We start from the raw sequence: 20,849 nt of genomic DNA, 5'->3' as shown, positions 1-20,849 counted from the left end.
AGCAAATAAAAAAGCTCTTGTATTGAACTGCTCTCCAATTATTGGACACAACTAACAATGGGAGGTACAGTTTTTTTACGGTCAAATATACTGCCGAAGATAAATTACAGGCTTTTGAGCGCTACTTAAGTGAAATAGAACGGAAAGCTCCTATGATATAGCTAAATCTATGGTGACTGATAATAAAGCAATCCTAAAAAGGATTAAGCAATATGAAATACAATGGAGTTGGGCTTTTAATCAGCCGTATACAAATTACAAATAGAGTTTACTCTAGACCAACCTATTCACGTGTTTCAAGCATGTTGGACAAAGCTACTAGAACGTTTACCTGAGTACCACCAGTTACTCATGTATACCGTTCAAGACTGGCATTATTAAATGAATAAATATCGTCGCGCCTTAGAATCAAGAGGGGTTGCTCAAAGTATGTCTCGTAAAAGAAATTGTTACGACAACTCTGTCATGGTGAATTTCCTTGACATTATGAAATCCGAATTCCTTTACATGAGGGAATTTGAAAGTATAGAGCATTTTAAAATAGATTTAGAACAATATATAAACTACTATAATATGAAACGGATCAAGGCAAAATTAAAAACGAGTCCGGTGCAATACCGAACTCATATACCCAAACAGCCTAATGAAATAACGAAGCTAACATAAATGAATTAACTATTTAATTCATTTATGTGTAACCTACTTAATTGCGCTCTGATTTTAGGAATGCTACAAATAAAGATAATTTTTTATTAGAAAAACCTTAGTTACCTCTAAAGACATTAGTCTCTATTATTGAAAGCAGATGCAAATAAAAAAAAATACTAAGAGACTGAGACATTCAGATGTAAAAACAATTATAAAAATAATACCCAAAATAGAGCCTTTGAAGAGTTTGATATGCATATATTCACATGAATTCTTTCACATTTAACCAAAAACGATGGATATCAGTTTAAAGAGATAGACGGGTGGTTATCTCGATCTCGCTTTATGACTACTCCCACTCAATCGTCGTTGGGGCTAAGATGTAGTTTTAAGATTATTATCAAAACAGAAAAATGCATTCAAATCATGTAATTTTTTGTCCTCAATTGTAGATGGTGACTCCCATTTATATGTCTTTGTCGTCTCAATGTCTTTATTATCAATTTGAAAAGAAAAACATAGGGAAATTTTAGTCTTCCTATGTTTTCATTCAAATTATTGATCTGTTTGTTCTTGCTTCTTTTTCAAATACTCCGCACGTATTTTCTCAAGTTGCTGCTTTTTATCAAATTTGGCCGGCTTGTTTTTTTCATGATACTTTGCAACAGCCACCTTACCTTTAGTATCCAATTGATATTTCCCCACTTTGGTTCACCTACTTTTCCTGCCTTTAAAGAAATCTATTCAACAAGTATAGTATACCTTATTTTGCTGATGTAAACCTTTTTCCTATATTGGTGTATTGCTTAATCTTAAATTCAGTAAAAGCTTAGTAAATCATTCATTGCCAAATGTATTGTCTGTATCCACCCATTTTTATATTATGATACCTTTATCATTATTTACCGCTACAATATTACTCAGCTTTATGTATGGAGACGGCGGGTCTTCAAACGGAAAGTTTGAAAAGTGCTGAAATACCAATGTTTTCAATAGTTTTGCGGCATTTCATAAAATGTCTGACCCAAATTTTGACCCAAAATAAAAAATTTGCTTACGGAGATATAGAAAGTAAATATTTTCTTTCGTTTTTTACATTCGATAATTTTGCCATACAACGTTTGACACTTTATATTTAGAACACAATGAAATAAATGCAAAAACATAACTTGATGTGGGAAAGCTTTTGATTTGATTTATCGATACTTCTTATTTCCTTATCGAAATTTATTATCTTCTATAGTAGTTTCATTTGGATTAAACTAATCTTTAATTAGCCAGTAATTCTTATAAAAATGGCTCATAAACTCTATTCGAATGTATCCAAGTTCGTCAATCTCATAGTCTTCCCCTACTATATATCCCCACTCAATCGTTAGTTTTTTCATTAAGAGCTTATATAATTTAAATAGTAACTCTTCGTACTTTTGCAATCCACAAACATGAATTTTACCATTTAAATCGCTTATTGAGTTACTCTCTTGGACCCAATACACATCAAATAACGCTTCTACTTCTTCAAATGGTAACAAATTATAAAAATGAAAATTGTGTAATCTACCTTCTGGTTGTAATTTCTTTTTTAAGTCTGGGTTAAATATCTTAATATTATAGCGATAATAACCACTATGATTGTTACTCTTCTTATCAAACTCTGATTTGCCGTAACGATTTTCGTAAAAGTTCCATGACATCTTAATTACTTCCTCTCTAAAACTATTTCAACCATTATAAATCACAACTTCTACCATTCGAACCATAAAATATGATTATTTTTTTATATAATTACAACAACATTCCGATACTTATTTGTACAATCATATTCCATCTACACTTAGAGTTACTATAGAGATCTCGTATCAAACGTTTTTAAATTTATTTAATCGTATAAGCAGCATTTCCCTCAAAAAAGTAGTAAAATAGATACTAGCATATACATATGCAAGAACTTGTGTTCTTAAACACTAGTTCTTAAACGTAGGAGATGAAAAAAATTGATTTTTAAAAAAGGCGAATTATTTAACGGCCCAGGTGGCCTTAGTTTAGCAGCTAAGAACACAGTCGTTATCCATCCAGAAACACAAGAAGAATTCCGTATTGAACACACCTGGTCAAATGACTATGATCAAAATGCTTGCCGAACATTTGCACTCAATATCTGTGGTAATGAAAACGATCCTAGTGTTATTTGTGGACCAGTAGAAAAGTTAAATATAAGTGAGTTACCAGAAATTCAGTGCTTTGCATTTGGTTTTCCCTGCAATGACTACAGTCTAGTAGGTGAAAAAAAGGGACTAGGAGGTTCATTCGGACCTCTTTATAGCTACGGTGTAAAAGTTTTAAATACCCATAAACCAAAATTCTTTATTGCTGAAAATGTCGGAGGATTACAAAGTGCCAATGAAGGTCGTGCCTTTATTAAGATTTTGAAAGAATTAGAAGCACCAGGTGATGTGGAATACGTAGTAACACCACACTTATATAAATTTGAAGAATACGGCGTCCCACAAGCCAGACACCGTATAATTATTGTAGGCATTCGTAAAGATCTTGCTGATAAAGGAATTGAATTTAAAGTTCCTGCACCAACAACACCAAACTCAGCTGATTATAAAACATGTAAAGAAGCGATAGAACATCCACCAATCCCTGAAAATGCACCAAACCATGATATGCCACGCCATACAGCGAGGGTTCAAGAAATGTTAAGCTATATTCCAGCAGGGGAAAATGCTTGGTATATTGGTATACCTGAAGAATTACAATTAAATGTTAAAGGTGCTCGTTTAAGCTCAATCTATAAACGTCTCGATCCAACACGTCCAGCTTATACCGTAACAGGTAGTGGAGGAGGTGGTACACATATGTATCACTGGGAACAAACACGTGCTTTAACAAACCGCGAACGCGCACGCTTACAAACATTCCCGGATGATTTCATTTTTACAGGAAGCAAAGAAGCTGCACGCAAGCAAATTGGTATGGCTGTTCCACCTGCAGGTGCTCAAATTATTTTTGAAGCGATTTTAAAATCATTTGCAAAAATCCCTTATGAATTTGTGGAACCAACAAAAAAATTTCAATTTGAATATCTTCAAAAAGAGAAAGCCAAAAAGGTGGCAAAAAATGAGATTAATGCCGACAATCAACAACTATCTTTTAACAATATCTAGTATATAATGGAATCATTCACCAAGGTATCTATACACAAACGCAAATTTAACTCAGTGAAAACCAATTTTATTGTGAAACTCAGGTTTTAATATTGAAATACTTTCTAATTGAACCTAAGTTTAACTTAACAAATTGAAAAAATATATTTCATACTCAAGGAAATACTATTAAAAAATTACTTTTTTTGAATTTTATTCATTTTTCACGTAAAGTTAGATTTGGAGGTGGCGTTCTCATGCTTATAACTCATAATTTTGAACAATATATTGTAAGGGATATATATAATTCCGGATATAGAAACCTAAAAATTTTATCTAGTAATGTTAGTCCTATTCTTGTTACAAAAATGTTAGATGAATTCTATGATTTAAACTTAAAAATCTATGTCGGAATGGTCTCTCAAGATGGTATTTCTGAATTTACACATCTAGCATTCCAACACTTAGTAAAAAGATATGTTAATCGTCTAGAAGTATACTACCAAATTACTAAACCAGGTCAGCATAGCAATGTTTACTATTGGGAAAGTCCACTTAATTTAGGATTAGATCAAAAAAAAGTATTTGTAGGTTCTGCGACTTTTACATTGAACGGATTCTGCCATAGAAATGAAATATTAGTAGAACACGATGGGGATGTAGAACAGATATTTGATAATTTAAATATTATAGATTGCACAAGTGCAAATATTTCTGAGGAAATAATAATTCACCACAACAAAGAAAGTGAATTAATTGTTTTATATGAAGATGAACAATTGGATATTTTTTCTTTAACTAAAGAAGGAGAGTTAGAGAGCAATTACGAATCCATAAATATTCCCCTAACAATTAGGGGAGGTGAGACACCGCCTAAATCAGGAATCAATTGGGGACACAATGGTCGAAATGGTTTGAGACAACCTACACGTACTGGGAACGAAGCATATCTCCCAATCTCTAAACAAGTACATCGCGAACGTCCCCATTTTCTTCCTCAAAGACGTGAAAAAATGCTTGTTTTAACAGACGATGGTGAAATGTTTGTTTGTAAAGTCGCACAAGAAGAAAGAAAAGCTATAGAAACATGCGATAACAATAGTATTTTGGGCGCTTATATTAGGCAAAGAATTGGTGTAGCCTCAGGCACCTTTATAGAAACTAGGGATTTAATAAGATACGGTAGAGATTCAGTACAATTAACAAAAATTCATGAAGGTCTGTACTTACTTAACTTTGCTACAAATTTAACTTTAGCTAACTGCGAAGACCATCTTTGGGATATCGAAGATAGGGGTACTGATATCCTACAAGAAAATGAAAATATGCAAATACTAATAGAAACAGTATTTGTAAGAGTTCCTGATCTTAATATTGATGTGTATGGTGGATTAATATGTTCTTGGAATGAAAATTCGAAGGAATACTTAATAGATTCAGACTTAATTATTATCAAGACTTTGGGTACAGATGATATAGTCTACGATGAAGGAGGTAGTTCACTAATTGTTGCAGTCTCTAACTATTGCTATTCAGTTGGTAGAGAATCAAATATGAATTATCTAGAATCCTTAGGTTGTGAAATAATCATTGAAAATTAATTTAACTATCAATTAAAACAATTCCTTATTAAAAAACGGTTATATCTATTTTAAATTTAATAGATATAACCGCTTTTTTATATACTAAGTTATTTTATTAAATAAATCATTTGGCACTTGGCACTTTCTTTTTTAATCCTTACCAATACTACTTGATTTTAGAACGAGTAGCAATTATATTTATTATTTTCTATAAACTCCTAGTTCATTTAGATGGACGGAGATATAATACGACGGTAACCAGATAAAAATAATTTTGGACATACTTAAATGTATTTCGGAAAATGTCAAAGACTTTATAAAATTTAAATAATAATTGGTCCGTTCTACTGCTCTATTCTTACATTTAAACAGCAACGATAACTCGCTTTTCTACTAAATTTTCTTGCCCTTTTACAGTCAAAATTTTTTCGTTAATTTCATTAATTTGGTTAAATATACTTTCTAAAACTTGTACAACTATACTATTGCCTGCTAATTGGATTAATTTTGTTTGTGACAATATTTTACGATCTTGGCCAATTTGTATGTTGTTTTCCATTAATAATTCGTATTGTTCCTCTTTAAAACCCATTAATAAGAAACATTCTCGTGGAGTAAGGTTCCTATATTTTTTATTTATACTTGTAAGTTCTTGATTTCTAAATTCAATAATACCTGAATTAGGATGACGATCTTGTTTCGTTGTAATAGTACGCGCATGCTCTTTATTATGAGCAATATTATCTGTTGCTAAAATCACATTATTTTCATAGATTTTTTTACGTGACTCCGTAAAAGCTGGTGTACTCTCAATTGCTTCCATATAATAAAGTTTTTTAGAATAATCTAATCGTAAAAACCTTTCAATAGGAGCTATCTGTTCTTTATCTAAATAAATATTCTCTAAATTATTTAAAAGAAAATAATTATTTATTTCATTTGCTTGTTCTGAGTTTTCGGCAAGTACGCTAACTAGATATGTTCTAATTCTAGATTGTGGAATTCCGAAATTTCTCGCATCTAGTGTATAAATTTTATTAATGTAGCCCAGATTCTCTAAAAAGTTTTGCCATTCATTGAAGTTTTTAATATGCTTGCTAGAAAGAATGTTACTTACGTTCTCCATAAGTAAAAACTTTGGTAATGCTTTCCCAATTTCTACAAACTCTTTTAAAATTCTTTCAATCTCCCAAAGCAGCGTAGAGCGATTATTGGCGTCTCTATCTATGCCTGAATGATTGTTATGCCAATATCCACTTACCGATAGATCTTGACAGGGAAATGAGTAAGTTAATACATCTGTATCAGGTAATTCAATTGCTTTAACACTTTTTATATCAACTAAATTGTTATTTCTTTCAATTGAGGATAGAATAGCCTTAAGTTGCACTAAAGATAATTTAGTTAATGCTCTGTAACTTAATGGTACTTTACCATCGCTTGATAAGGTATAATTGTCTAATATATTAACTAAAGATTCTTTAGTATGATGTCTATACTCTTTCAAGTATTGAGGACCATTATGCATTATATCGTATGCATACATTGCTCCTATCTCCCACTCTACTGTAGCGACTACTCTGTGTTCTATATTAATATTTTTAAGAGCTTGTACTTGGCTTCCAATGCCGCTAAATGTTTCTATTATCCTTAACATTGAATTCCCTCCGATCTCTTAAAATTTTTTAACTAGTAGTCCTTATTAAAGCTCATTTTATATTCATTATGATTTATTCTTGTAAAATACATTGTTGCATACCCATTAGAAACTAAATCATCATAACTAATTGGCCTTTTTTCTACTAAACCAATGCGCTCTCGAATATAATCATATAAATTAAAATTCAAAACTTCTAATTCCCCATTAAATTTACCAGTTAATTTTGCATTAAATAATTTATTATCATCGGTATAGATACTAAATTTTTCATCGCAAGGAAATACTTTAGCAAACAGTAATTTAGGAGTTTGCACTAGTACTGGGTTTCTTCCATCCACCCAAGCATTAATACCTTTATTTGCCCATCTTGGATTGTTATTCCGGTGCAATATCACAGTCACTTCAAATGAAAGGTAATATTCATAATCTATTCTACCTCGTAATAAACTCCAACTTTTAATAGATTTTCTTTTACCTACATTTCCTTTTATTTTGCTTGAAATTGTAGTTGCATTTTGCTGAAGCACATTTTCGTTTTCCAATTCATTAGAAACTTCACACTCATCTACTTCAACTAGACTTGCTGCAGAATCTATTTTACCATTAACAAGACTTAGATCATTTGTATCTTCGTCATAAAATTTAATAAAATCGTTTATGCTTTTATCGTTACATATTAATGAATCATTTACTTGGTCTATAAATAATGATTCTGGAAGGAAATCAATTTCCGTCAATACTTCTTTATGATTAAAAAATCCATTTTCTGAAAAATTGGCAGATCCTATAAAAATCTTATTACTTGTTTTTGTACTAAATTCAAGGATTTTCATATGATTTGGCTTACCCTTTATTTGATAGAAAACATTAATATTCTCATATCTTTTTATTAAAGATTGGAATTCTAAATGATTATTTTTAGATACACCATGTAATGTCATTCCTAAGAATAGTTCAATTTTTAAATGTGGAAAATCATTTATCACACGCGATAGAAAACTAGCAGAAGCATAACCGCTGATTATTCGCAAATGAGTGTAATTATTAGCTATTTTTCCAAAGATATTTTCATAAAGATTCACAAAATATGTATCCATTGAAATCAATCCCTATTTTGAACAGTTTCAAACAAGTCTGAAACATACCCCTGTAATCCACCCTCAACTAATTCTGGAGAAATGGTTAAAAGACGTGCGGTATTTAATTTAAGAACTCTTCGGAATAGATCGCGTGACTTATCCTCAAAAGTAGAATATTGCAACATTAACTCTCGATACATTTCTACATAGTAACCTATTCCTGGTCGTTCAACTAACTGCAATATCGTATCGGTAGAATTATTCTTTAAGATCTCATAGGTATCTTTTTTATTTCCTCTCCAAGATAAATGAATGTACCACCAAATCGTTTTTAACCAAATTCTTCTAGATATTTTATAAAAATGATCTGCATTTAAGGACCAACGAGAATGTACTATATCTGGTATCACATAAATGGAAAGGTAACGCCAAACATCGTCATTAGTAGCTACTCGGTTTGCAAAACCTATATCCTCGTTTAAAATTTGATACACTTCTAAGCCAAATAATAAATCAAACGGGTAGTCTAATTTATTTACTTTGTCCAAATTGTACGCTTCAAATATATTGTCCCGAGCTTTAATTAACTTTTGGCGAAGTTCGATAAATTCATTTCTTGGGTTTATTGGCTCTATAGAAGTGGATTTAACTTTAAGTTTTTCGAAATCTTTACTTGCTTTATTTATATCACAATTTAAGTTTTCCCAATTAATCATATTACTCCCCACCTAGCATTTCCTGATCAAGCTTCGTTCTCAGTGAATTCATTATCGTAAATAGTGAAGTCGTATCAACTTCAAAGGTAGTTACCCAGTACTTTACAACAGCCAATATACTATTCGAAGTAAACTCATCCACTATATCTAAAGTGTTCTCTTCTATAATTAATACTTGTTGGATTAGCATTGACATTGCTTGAACCATAATATCACCCATTAAAGCTCTACTTGCTTTTGTTTTCCCACCTTTTATTTGTTCAAAAAGTGGGTGGGCAATATTTAAGCTTAAATAGACATTCGAACTATCAAATATATCTTCAGAAGCGTCTACCCAATTTTTTTCAAGAATCCACAGAGGTCCATTCTTATCATTAAACTCAGTGATAGGGAATGATGACCCTTCTCCATCCACAACAATGGTTAGACTATATAAATCTTCTTCACTTAATCTCATCCCAATTTGATTAGCATGGTAAGGTCTAGTCTCTAGGTTATCTTGTAGATACAAAAAGAAATCCATTTCTATATTTCCACGAAGACTATCTTTTGGAAAGTAATGTTCAAAATGAACAATTATTTTCTTTTGAGTGTTTATAATGGTACCAAAATTAATTTTCTTTTGATTACTAGAAGTTTTAGAATGAATATGGACAGCTATTCCTATTTTATTATCGATTGATGTTACTCCTTCATCCCCAAATAAGATTGAAGGATTGTAAAAAGTAAATTTTTGCTTAACTATTAAATCATTTTCGTTTGGGGACCATTCTGTATCAAATTCATTTATTGTTAAAACGTTCTCAAACTCTTCACCGACCTCTATTTCTTTTAATCCTTCAGCAGTACTGTAAAAATATTGAGGTATACCTATTTCTAATCCTGCTTCTTCAATCATTTTTGAATCTATTTTTCGATATAACGATATTTGATTAGTAGATTGTAACATTCTCATATAACTCCTTCCCTAGAACGTACGGATAGCAATATTTGGTATATATTGATTAGAATGCATATTTAAAGTCATTGTACCTTCAATTACACTATCGGCTTCTGAATCTGAAATAATTTCAAATACACTCGATTGATTACTATCTAAGTTAAATATAAAATCTTCATTTTGATAATATCTATATGACTGATTTATATTTTCATCATCGATTCTTTGAATATTAACCTCAGAAATCCAAAATGGGTAAGGAATAGTATTATCCATAACTTTATTCCATGCACTTGAATCCATACGCTGATCTTGAGTTAGAACTTGTACTAATATAATATTTTTTGTTTTTCTTTTTATAAATGCTTTAAATACTACCTCTACTTTTGTTCCATTTAGAGGGATAGAACTAATAACAGAAATATCAGAACCTCTAGATTTAGTGCCAGCTTTTCTATCTGTTTCTTTCTTTTCTTTTTCTCGAGAAGATGTTTTACCAAAGTTTTTTGGTGGTAATAGCATTGCCCCAAATTTACGAGATAGACTTGATGTAGCTGATGAATTTTCTGTATCTTTATCGCCTTGATAAGTATTTGTAATACTTATATTTGTACGCTCTCTTATACGCTTTACAACTGTAATATCTACAGCATCTTCCCAGTTTGCATGGTCAGAGTTTTCAATTGATCTTAAATAAGATTCCAAAGTTGTATAGCCGGCTTCTTGAAAGCTATCTGTTAATAAAGCCTTAGAGTTTGGCACAAAGAAGCCAAGTAAAATATGGTCTTCTTTTAAAGCGATATTTCCATTTGCCCATAATCCATTAATACTATATTCAACAACCATTCCTGGCTTTCGGCTATAGGCGATAACTTTTGGCATATTATTTTCGAATAAACTTCTATCCTTCACACCTAAATAAGCCAATCCAGATGGTTTATTATCAGGAGGCGTCATTTTTAGTTCAATGTTGCTTACTTCACGAAAAGCCACATACCCTACTTCTTCTTTAGAATCTTTCAATGCATTACGTCCTAGGTTTATCGCTAGTACTTGAATATTTGGTTTTACAGGCTTTCCTAATAAAGCCGAGGTGTATAACTCTTGATAAATTTTAAAAATAGGTTCGAACTCAATAGCTGGATGTATAACATTATTATTAACTGTACATTCCAAAAAAGAATTTTCGAGTGTTTCACGATATTGTTCATTCCATATCCTCGGGAAGTACCATCGCTGAATTGCCATAGTAATAGCATCTTCATAATTGTTCTCCCATGGGAACTTTAAAACATCTTCTTCTATCATTTCTTTATTAAATTCATTTAAATATGGAATAATAATAGTTGTACCAGTCTCCGTACCTGAGTAACTTTTAATACCGAATATTGAAAGTATATCTGCGATTTCACCTTGGTTTGTAATCGGATAAATTCGATCACTATTTAATGCGAATTCACCCCACCAAGCAATACCACGCTCATTATTAGATAGTAATCGGTCTTTTTTAGATGGATCTTCAATAATTGACGCAATTAATCGTTCTTCATATCCATCACCTTCTTGTATGCGAGTGTAATAAAGAACGACTCCAACACCTAATCTAAAATAGCTAGTTTTACCGTAACCCCAACTCCCTCCAGCTCCATCTTTGCTTTGATTTTTACCGATACCAAATACTAGTTTATGAAAATTACTTTTATCTAGAATTTTAATGTCTTCAGATGTATAATCGCCTATCAAACCATATGTTTTTTTATCACTTATAGCAAGGAAATCTTGATACCCAGGGAATCTTTCAATTAAAATTTTGTCCACATCTTCGAATATTGGTGCCAACTTTTCCGATTCAAATTTATCAATTTTAAAATCTACATAGGTACTATGTTCGCCTTCAATTGAGGCGTCTAAGCTATTTTGAATTGATTCTCGTACTACAATATCAATTAAAGGTAAGTAGTTGTTTTGTAATGATTTTAGGATTTTCCCTCCATCATGTGACATACTCTGTACGTCGTTTATTGCATGTTTAATCCTCATAATCATCTAACTCCTCATAATAGTTCTCATCATTAATTTCTTTTAAATTTAATTTTGCAGATATATAAGTAGCTAATTGACTTCCTTTAGATACTCCTGGAATCATTACATTTATACCAATAACATCTTTAGAGAAGTTTAGCGGCTCTCGGTTCGCGCTAACTTTCTTATTTTTATTGTTACTTGCCTTATCAATTTGGCCCTTATCAATTCTATAAATGGTGATTAGAGGTACTTTTCCGTAGCCATATTTCTCACGTATTGAACGAATCTCCAAAATTTTAGATGTATTTCTTTCTTCCGAAGTTAACTCTTCATCAATATCAGCTAATAAATCAGATGGTGTACGTAAAGCACCTATATTAGCTATCTTTTCTGTACTACGTTTTTCTAATTTTGTTCGGACTATCGACTTAGGGCTGTATCCATGTATATTCCAGTCACTACACATCCCTTGTGTATCTTCAACTTTCCCTATGCTAGATAAAGTAATATTCCAATTAGATAGTTCTCCGGAATTTTTCTCAGCCCATTCAATTAAAGCTGGTAAATTTGACATTTTCACATCATTTTCGCACACATAATAGCCTTCTAAGAAAAACTTTATATCTTCAACCGGTATATTTCTCCATATCATATTGCTATTCTTGATTTTTGGTGATTTTAAACCATTCAGGAATTTTTTCGTATGTTCCAAATTATGTCCTAATACATCTTCATTGTTTTCAAAATACACAGTTTGTGAATTAAAACCAGCAAAATCATACTCGCTTGGTTCAGCTGACTGCATTTTATTACTTGAGGTTATTCTGATTAATTTATGATTTATAGAATTCTTGACTCTTGGTGCATAAGTTGTCGGAGTGAGGCCGTTCTGGGCATATAATGCAATTTCCTCTCGCAATTCTTCATTCATTTGTGACAAAAATTGATAACGTTCTAAAGCCTCGCTATCCAGCCAAATACGAGGGAAAATTTCATATCCCTTTCTATATCCAAACCATCGCGCCATCTGCATTAATGTATCTGCTTGATTTGTTGTCCGTAAGAAATACGTTGTAGTTAATCCTTCTAAAGTTAGGCCACGCGAAAGTGTATTCCCACCTATAACGATAAATGCAGGGGCTGGATTCAGGGCTTTAACTTTAGGATAAACAAGCCTCACAATTTGGTTTTCAGCCTTAGCTTTACTGTTATCAATAACTAAATGGAACCCTTTATGATATTTCGGTTGTCCTTCTTCACCTATTGGTATATGACTAATAAATTCATCCATATCTAAACGAATCATTCTTTCAATATAACGTGATACTTCTTCCCATTCAGGGTAATCTGGTACTTCTTCTTTAGTAGAATATTCTTTCATTCCTTCTAAGAAATACGAACGTTTAAAATCCAAAGACTCATTCTCATACATTACTTTTAATTGAGGCATTATTTTTTTGTAATTTATTTTGAAATCACGTAAGTATTCTTCAATTTTTTGCGCGATACTTCTATGGTCCGATATTCTAAAACTAGTATGTATTAACATAGAAATTGGCTTACGATAATCAATAGCTCTCATGGCTGCAACTGTTAACATAAACCAATGCAGAGAGTCAACCAGACTGTTTACTAAAGGAACATCTTGATTTACTTTTTGTGCTCCACGAATATTTTCCGCATCTGCTGAAGTAATATCCCTTACAATGTCTATATAAGGACTCATTTCTGGCTCTTCTGTACCAAAAATTTGCTTTGGGCCAATATAATCTTCTGAAGGCTCTAACAAAACAATAAAGTCTTTAGGGTATAACGTATCCTCGCCCGTTTCATTCAATATGTTTGCATATGGTGTAGCTGTATAAGCTATATAATTCATACCTTTCACCTTGTCTGAATTTACTAGCTTTAGGATTAATTTATTAATTTCTGTTCTATCTTCTTCTTCTATCTTTTTTGTATTAACACTTGCTTGATCGGCCTCATCATCAATAACTAAGATTTTTAATTGTTTTGTTTTATTCACATCATCATACAGCCATTTTATTAATGAGTTTAAACGCGTACTATTTTTTAAACAAACAGTAAAATATCTATCCTTTGCACTTGTGTCCAAATTAAAATTACTAATATTATGTTCTGGTAACTTTGATCGTAAAGAAGGATTATCTACTTGATGCCAATGCAAATGACCATTTCCAGCTGTATTCATATCCCCATATAAACGATTAGCTGTCTGTTGACGTAAATTTTCAATAACACCAGATAAAATAATGAAATAATTAAAGCCATTATCGGCTGCCATTGCCATCAATCCCGCCATATTTGCCGTTTTTCCTGACTGAACATTACCTACAACTAACCCTTTAATTGGACCTGACTCTACAGTATCCATTGATAGATTTTTCAATATTTCAAATGAAGATTTTTCAATATTTTTAATCGAATCCTCCGACCAATCTTGTTTAATTAAAACGTTTTTATAAAGTTGCCACGCTGAATATTTATCAACTGGTATTTTAGCATCGTTAAATGTATCTTTACCTAATTTAACTACCTTGTGTTTTTTCTCTCGATTTTCAAAGTAATCAATTATTTGGTTCCAAATATTTATATTTAATTCTTCATTACTCAAATTACTAAACATTCTAAGTGCTTCTAAAGCTCTATCTTCGGAAAGGTCCGCCAAGCTTTCAAAATTTCTAACTTTATTCCAATCAGCTAGATTATTAAATTGATTTTCTATTATTTGAAAAAGTTGCGAATACTTTATCTTGTTAAATGTCATTTAATCCCCACCATTTAGTTATATTTTCCTAATATATATTAACTTATTTAAACAATTTTTTATATATAAGATTTTAAACAAATTTTGAGACCATACCTTGATATCTTTTATAACCATATAATCTAAAAAGTAACCATAAAATAGTCGTTCCATTAATAGTTTTATAATAGTTTGTCTCAATATCTGTTAATGTTAGAGGAACATTCGTTTATATACCAACGTCTCCGGATTCAATCTTCTAAAAAGGGGTTTCATTGATCTCACGATTATACTACAGAAGAAGTAAATAATTAGGAAGTAGTTACCACTAAACTACCACTATAGTATATAATAATATTATAAGTTAAGTTTTTTATAATTTACTTAAATTTTTACAGATTGATGGTGATACGTTGTTTTACTCAGTTAAACCAAACGGGGCTGGTTACGAAGAAGAAGTACTTTTATTATCATTATTAAACGATGCATTTAAAAAAGATAATGCCTTTGCTTTTCAACAACTACCAATAAATACTCTTAATGAAGCGTATAGATATGAATCTGATATTATGTTTTTTCATCAGCAATTAGGTATGTTTATTTTTGAAGTGAAATCCTATAAAATCGATCAAATAAAAGGTATATTGGGGACAGAATGGAGATGCGAAGGAAGTCAAGGTCTTTTTACAGTTAGTCCACAAAAACAGGCAGAAAATCAAATGTTCCATATACGAAATATATTAAATCAGCGTTGCATGTTACACAACCTTTTCAATACACATGCTTTTGTTGTACTACCTAACATTAGTTATGAGGAATGGGATGCACGTAATGATTTACAGAAGGAGTATATTAAGCGCCCTCTTTTAAAAGACGACCTCCTAAATGCGAACATATTGTATGAAACAATCCAAACCTTCGCAAACCGTCTAAAGCTTAAGCCTTTAGATGACATAAAATGGAAGGATATTCTAGATTACTTTATGATTTCACCAGAACGGAAAATTAGCGGAACATCAACACAGGCCTTTTTTTCAGAATTGCACTTACTAAATACATTGCCTAATGACTATGCAGATATGCTTCAAACAAAGCTTTCACAAGGTCTAAAGCTATATGTCTTAACTCAGCAACCATTTAATTCTGAATTTAAAAAAGCCTTTTATCCATTTATAGAAAACTTTCAACTTTTAATTTACGAACAGCCAACTAGCATCTTTTCTGAAAAGAACGAATTTATCTTAGATGGTGATATTTCAAACGATCGCTTGAAATCGCTTGAAGCGGCCTTCCCAAATTTTAATTCAGGACAATATGCCATTATTCATGCTCCTCGAGACGGTAACTTAATGGTATCCGCTGGTGCAGGAACTGGAAAAACACATGTAATGGTTGATCGGGTTTTATTTCTTCTATTAAAGGAGCAAGTACCTCTAGATGATATTACCATGATTACCTTTACAAATGACTCAACAAACGAAATGAAGCAACGTTTAGAAAATCGCTTATTAACTCTTTTTAAATTAACAAATAAGTCTTTGTTTTTAAATTTCGCAGAGGATATTTCAAGTATGGAAATTAGTACAATTCACTCCTTTGCCAAACGCATACTACAAGCATTGGCTCATGAACTTGGCTACGGTACAGAGCTATCGTTACGTTCTTTTAAGTATGAAAAGCAGAAAATTATCTTTGAAATTTTAGATGATTATTTTTTATCTAACACCATTTCTGAATTTTTAGATACAAAGATTCGCTACTATGATTTTGTTACGATTTTGCTTGATATATGGGAAGGTATGGAGAAAAAGGGGTTATCCATGAATGAAATTGATGAGCTGGATTTTGGAAAAGCAAATCATCCATTATTACACAACTTGATTCTTGAAGTGTTTAGTAAATGTGAGCTTGCACTGGAAAAAGAAAAACAAGCTCAACAAGCGATTACAATGAGCGATTTAATTCGTAAACTAAAAAACTTTACTGGAAACGATAAAGCTTTAAGGCAGCTAGCTCCTGGCAAATACTTATTTATTGACGAGTTCCAAGATAGTGATGATGTGCAGATTGAGTTCATTGCAAAACTACAAGAAATATTAAACTATAAAATTTTCGTTGTTGGAGATATAAAACAAGCAATATACCGTTTTAGGGGCGCAGATTATCGAGCGTTTAAGGAATTAACAGAACGTTCAAAAAAACCTTTCCTACCGTACACATTACATCATAATTATCGTACAGCAGAAACCCTGCTTAAACGGATGCATGAACTTTTTTCTAATTGGGGTCAATCATATAATCAAGATTTAACCTACTCTGAAGAAGATTGCCTAACTAGTAATATTCCATCGTATACAAAAGAGTGGCATATAAAGGAGTATAGTTATCACGAAATGGATACAGTTAATAGATCACTTTTACAAGAACATGTACTACAGCTAAAAGGTGAAGAAAAGCTTGCCATTTTAGTACGTACAAATAATCAAGCACGAAAAATGAAAATTTTGTGTGATGCTCTTTCCATATCCACAATACAAAATTTAGACGGACAATTTTACTTATGTGACGCTGTAAAACATTTCCGTACATTATTAGTTGCATTACAGTATCCTGATCAACCCATGTATGTATTCGAAGCCTTACAAACACCATACTTTGGCTATAAACTGAACGATAAAAACTTTATTGCAACCCAAGGGAATAAAAATCGTTTAAAGCAGTTTTTAAATGAACATGTAGGTACTACTTTTTCAAAATATGCAGTGTTAGTACGAGATTATTCGCCACTAACTATAATTCAAATGATAATGAATGAACAAAACTTCTACAGCCGTATTGAAGATTATTATAAACAGCAACTCACGGTACAAAAACAGGAACAAGAAAAACAATTAGCCTTACTAGTACAACGCTATAAAGTAAACATGCAACATTTATTAACAATTATAGAACAACATTTTGCAACAAATGCTACTACAATTCCAATGATTAGTAATTGGTTAGATATTCAAATGAAGACAAATCGCACTGAAAATGAACCCACTATTCAATCTCATACAGCTCAGGTTGTTATTTCAACAGTTCACCGTTCAAAAGGGTTAGAATATCATACTGTATTTTTACCTATTACAAATAATCCTTACAATGCAATCAAACCAAAGTTTTTTATTGAAGATGGGATTGCCCTAAAAGAAGGAAAAAACAGACGCTTTGGTTGGCGTATCGAAAACTTCTCTAATAATTATTTCGACTTATTAAATGTTGAAGAAAATAATGAAGCAAGAAAAGAAGAAACTCGCCTCCTTTATGTAGCCTTAACACGAGCTAAGCAAAAGGTAATTATTACGCTTCCATCTAAAAACATAAATAATAGTTGGTCTGAATTATTAAAAGAAGCTGGCATTTTAGGAGGTGTATGAAGATGCCTACATTTACTCGCACATATATGAATCCGCATGATTGGGATAATCACCCTCTAAGAAATCAGTTAGAAAATGGTATTCATATTTGCGCTTCATCCAATATGCGTACAGGTATTAGTATGGCTTATCAAAACTATACTAATCTGTGCTCCATTAACGCCTTGATGAAAGAGTTATACCCTATGTGGAATTCGAGTGAGTTTCAGCTTGAGCAATATTTAGAGCTTTCAAAATGGTTGCAGGAAAATAAACAACTTTTTCCTTCAAATAAACTTTTTGATGCATTCCGCACAAATACAAAGGGACTTGTAATGCTCATGCGTAAGCTAGCTGAATCAGGGGTGAAACCAAAAGATTTAAAAGATACCTATACCGATATGAATTTACGTGGTCAAAGCGTATCTGAAAAAGAATTGATGTTTTTAAAAATTTGGACTGCCGTTGATAATGGCTCAGCTGGAAGCTACAGCTATGCGTCCTACCGTCATCAATTAATAAATAAAAAGTTAACTATTGAAGATTTAAATAAAGCACTAGAGTCTCTAAAAGCTAAAGATAAACATGTTCCTTTACCTGCAGAACCGGTAATTTTTTTACATGGCTTTTACTTCATTACACCTGAGCAGCAGTTTTTCCTAGAGCAACTCAAGGAATCTTTTACAGTTATTATGTTTTTATACTATGAACCGAAATATGAACGTACATTTAGCTTCATGCGTTCATTTATACAACCAAAATACGGATGGGAGGCAATTCCTTATAAAAATGATTCAGCTGCCATGACTGACCATATCTCAGACCTATTTTTAAGAGTTTATGAAGATGGGAACGGAACTTTTAAAAAGGGGACACAAGAAGTATTAAGTTATTCAAACTTTTTTGAGTTTATACAGGATGTTATATATCCAAATTATCCAACCGAAAAAAATTCTATACTCAAGGAGTTTAATATTTTCACACCAAATGCAAACGAAATGAACGAGCTTCTATTAAATCATTATCCTGAATTTGATCAAAAAAATCGGAACTTTTTATCATATCCAGTTGGACGTTTCTTCTCTATCATCCATGAAATTTATCAGGATGGACAATATCGCCTGACATATGATCAATTACATGAGCTATTCGCTTCTGGTTGGCTCTATAACAGAGAAACTAGACAAAACGCTCGTAACTACACGCATGATTTAAAAGATATTGAGGCTTATGTAGAACAAGCCAATACTATTGATCAATTAATTACGTTGTGTGAAAATTTAAGGAATCAAATTTTATTTATCCATAAACGGTTCCCCCTACCTGCAGATGCTTCTCGTATGCAAAAAAGTACACGTAGTCCTTTTACAAAAAACAGTCACTTCTCGATGGAAATGGACCGTTTAAATCATATCATTAAGTTTTTAGTTGAGATCAAAGATATTTGTAATGAGTTATTTGAAAGTGGGCAATCAGGAACAAAAATTAACCTTCATTTTAAGAAGTTAGAACACTTAATGAATAGACGTATAGGCCATGTACAACAAGACTTTAATAAGGTAGAACAAAAACTTGTCGAAGATTTACGTACTCGTCTATCTTATATCCGATCAGATACGGACCTTCTTTATAACGATTTACACGAAGCTGTTTCACTATATTTAAGTGGCAAATTCGATTCAAAAAAAGAAAAACTAATTCGACCTTTTATGGAAATTGACGGTGAAGCATTCAAACAAAAGAATCTGGATTATGATTACAAAGTTTATGTAAGTGGCTTAGACGAACTTTCTCTTCCATTGGTAGCAGAAACTATACATTGGCCACTACAAAGGGACACTTGGATAGCTTTAGGTGATCGTGTACCACGTATTGCCTATGATTATATGAGAACTGACGCGAAGAAATATATTTCAAGATATTTATTTTATATCATGTTGCGATTTATTTCTAAGGACCGACTACACTTATCTTGGATACGCCATTTTATCAGTCAAGATGAAAGAAAGAGTGCTTTATATATACGTCAGTTAGAACTACCCACTATTAATTATACCCCACCAATTCAGGAAAAGATGTATGTACAAAATCGACTGTTAACAGAAATGGTATATTCGCAAGACGAGCTTGAAAGCGGTTATAAAACCTTACTTTACAACGATTTCTTTGCCGAGTACGTGCAATGCCCAAAACGTTTTTACTACAGCTATTTAATGCAAGAGTATCCAGTGTTCCGTAGCGAATATACGCAAATTTTTTTATTTACTGAGTTGGTTAAAATTAGTGCTAAGGCTGCAAATTATGACTCTAAACAACTTTATAGAAATCTCGATCCTTTCTTTCCTCAGTGGATTACAGTAAAGAAAAGACTAGAAGCTGAGAATGCATTAAACTATGCTTACAAACGGACATTACAACAAAATCAGGTCGATGAAAATGTTTATGTATCTGAAATACGTAAAAACTTCCAATTTCCCGGCCTAAAAAATGGACGGCGAGAGGCTCTCTTTGAACAGGCAGTAATGCAACGCCATTCAATCGAGGAAAAATTAATGACTGAACAACAAGTGTCCTTAGATGCTACTCCTGGCTATCATTGCCGTTTCTGTCCACATAACGACCTTTGTCCTTCTGTTACTCATGGCATTGATTTAAAGGAGGACACTGATGACTAATGAACAATTTTGGATCTTTCTAGCAACTGGCTGGTCTACATTACAGGAGCAAGCAAAAAGTTCTAAATTTGATTCTGTTCTGTTAGAGAAAGTAATTCAAGCGCAAGTTTCAAATGCAAAAGCAATACGTAATAATTATTATGTTAATGATGGTTTTTTAGCATATGCAGATGATGATGAAAATGATATATATTAAGGTGGAAAAT

At 32.0% G+C, this 20,849-nt stretch carries 13 protein-coding genes and 1 pseudogene; 6 read left to right on the top strand and 8 right to left on the bottom strand.

What is annotated here, in order from left to right; translation table 11 throughout:
- Positions 1-254 precede the first annotated feature (254 nt).
- Positions 255-666, top strand: a pseudogene (locus tag ACHZEU_RS18260) (IS3 family transposase); the annotation flags it as partial.
- Between the two features lie 537 nt (positions 667-1,203).
- Here ACHZEU_RS18260 and ACHZEU_RS18255 read toward each other — a convergent pair.
- Entirely contained in the window at positions 1,204-1,353 is a 150-nt protein-coding gene (locus ACHZEU_RS18255) for a hypothetical protein (RefSeq protein WP_004228154.1), read from the bottom strand.
- Between the two features lie 557 nt (positions 1,354-1,910).
- On the bottom strand, positions 1,911-2,342 hold the full coding sequence (locus ACHZEU_RS18250) for a hypothetical protein (RefSeq protein ID WP_279495992.1): 432 nt from the start codon (positions 2,340-2,342) through the stop codon (positions 1,911-1,913).
- A 300-nt stretch (positions 2,343-2,642) separates the two neighbouring features.
- On the opposite strand from ACHZEU_RS18250, the gene ACHZEU_RS18245 reads away from it, so the two are divergent.
- Both ACHZEU_RS18245 and ACHZEU_RS18240 read left to right on the top strand, forming a co-directional pair.
- Complete coding sequence (locus ACHZEU_RS18245) at positions 2,643-3,821, top strand: DNA cytosine methyltransferase (RefSeq protein WP_279495994.1); 1,179 nt, start codon at positions 2,643-2,645, stop codon at positions 3,819-3,821.
- 236 nt (positions 3,822-4,057) lie between these two features.
- On the top strand, positions 4,058-5,401 hold the full coding sequence (locus ACHZEU_RS18240) for a restriction endonuclease PLD domain-containing protein (RefSeq protein WP_279495996.1): 1,344 nt from the start codon (positions 4,058-4,060) through the stop codon (positions 5,399-5,401).
- 346 nt (positions 5,402-5,747) lie between these two features.
- Here ACHZEU_RS18240 and dcm read toward each other — a convergent pair whose 3' ends face one another.
- From dcm to ACHZEU_RS18210, 6 genes are read right to left on the bottom strand one after another with little or no spacing between them, the layout of a single operon-like run.
- The gene (gene dcm / locus ACHZEU_RS18235; protein ID WP_279495998.1) at positions 5,748-7,040 is read right to left on the bottom strand and encodes a DNA (cytosine-5-)-methyltransferase; all 1,293 of its coding nucleotides are present in this window, start codon (positions 7,038-7,040) and stop codon (positions 5,748-5,750) included.
- Between the two features lie 32 nt (positions 7,041-7,072).
- Positions 7,073-8,140 (bottom strand): phospholipase D family protein, encoded by a 1,068-nt coding sequence (locus ACHZEU_RS18230; protein ID WP_279496000.1) that lies wholly within the window; start codon positions 8,138-8,140, stop codon positions 7,073-7,075.
- Between the two features lie 5 nt (positions 8,141-8,145).
- Positions 8,146-8,838, bottom strand: a complete 693-nt coding sequence (locus ACHZEU_RS18225) for a hypothetical protein (RefSeq protein ID WP_279496002.1) — start codon at positions 8,836-8,838, stop codon at positions 8,146-8,148.
- 1 nt (position 8,839) lies between these two features.
- Positions 8,840-9,787, bottom strand: a complete 948-nt coding sequence (locus ACHZEU_RS18220; RefSeq protein ID WP_279496004.1) for a hypothetical protein — start codon at positions 9,785-9,787, stop codon at positions 8,840-8,842.
- Between the two features lie 18 nt (positions 9,788-9,805).
- Positions 9,806-11,818: a hypothetical protein gene (locus ACHZEU_RS18215; RefSeq protein ID WP_279496006.1), complete on the bottom strand. Its 2,013-nt coding sequence runs from the start codon at positions 11,816-11,818 to the stop codon at positions 9,806-9,808.
- Positions 11,808-14,591 (bottom strand): Z1 domain-containing protein, encoded by a 2,784-nt coding sequence (locus tag ACHZEU_RS18210; protein ID WP_279496008.1) that lies wholly within the window; start codon positions 14,589-14,591, stop codon positions 11,808-11,810. Before ACHZEU_RS18210 ends, ACHZEU_RS18215 begins: the two co-directional genes overlap by 11 nt.
- Positions 14,592-14,983: 392 nt before the next feature.
- On the opposite strand from ACHZEU_RS18210, the gene ACHZEU_RS18205 reads away from it, so the two are divergent.
- Genes ACHZEU_RS18205 through ACHZEU_RS18195 form a run of 3 tightly spaced genes read left to right on the top strand, consistent with a single transcriptional unit; the run spans position 14,984 to position 20,839 of the window.
- Positions 14,984-17,989: an exodeoxyribonuclease V subunit beta gene (locus tag ACHZEU_RS18205; RefSeq protein WP_279496010.1), complete on the top strand. Its 3,006-nt coding sequence runs from the start codon at positions 14,984-14,986 to the stop codon at positions 17,987-17,989.
- A gap of 2 nt (positions 17,990-17,991) precedes the next feature.
- Positions 17,992-20,643: a hypothetical protein gene (locus ACHZEU_RS18200; protein ID WP_279496012.1), complete on the top strand. Its 2,652-nt coding sequence runs from the start codon at positions 17,992-17,994 to the stop codon at positions 20,641-20,643.
- Positions 20,636-20,839, top strand: a complete 204-nt coding sequence (locus tag ACHZEU_RS18195) for a hypothetical protein (RefSeq protein WP_279496014.1) — start codon at positions 20,636-20,638, stop codon at positions 20,837-20,839. Before ACHZEU_RS18200 ends, ACHZEU_RS18195 begins: the two co-directional genes overlap by 8 nt.
- Positions 20,840-20,849: the final 10 nt, after the last annotated feature.

It is taken from the genome of Lysinibacillus sp. S1, assembly GCF_044986265.1.
GTDB lineage: Bacteria > Bacillota > Bacilli > Bacillales_A > Planococcaceae > Lysinibacillus > Lysinibacillus capsici.
The sequence above is the reverse complement of the archived record's forward strand: the minus strand, read 5'-3'. Positions and strand labels throughout refer to the sequence as shown.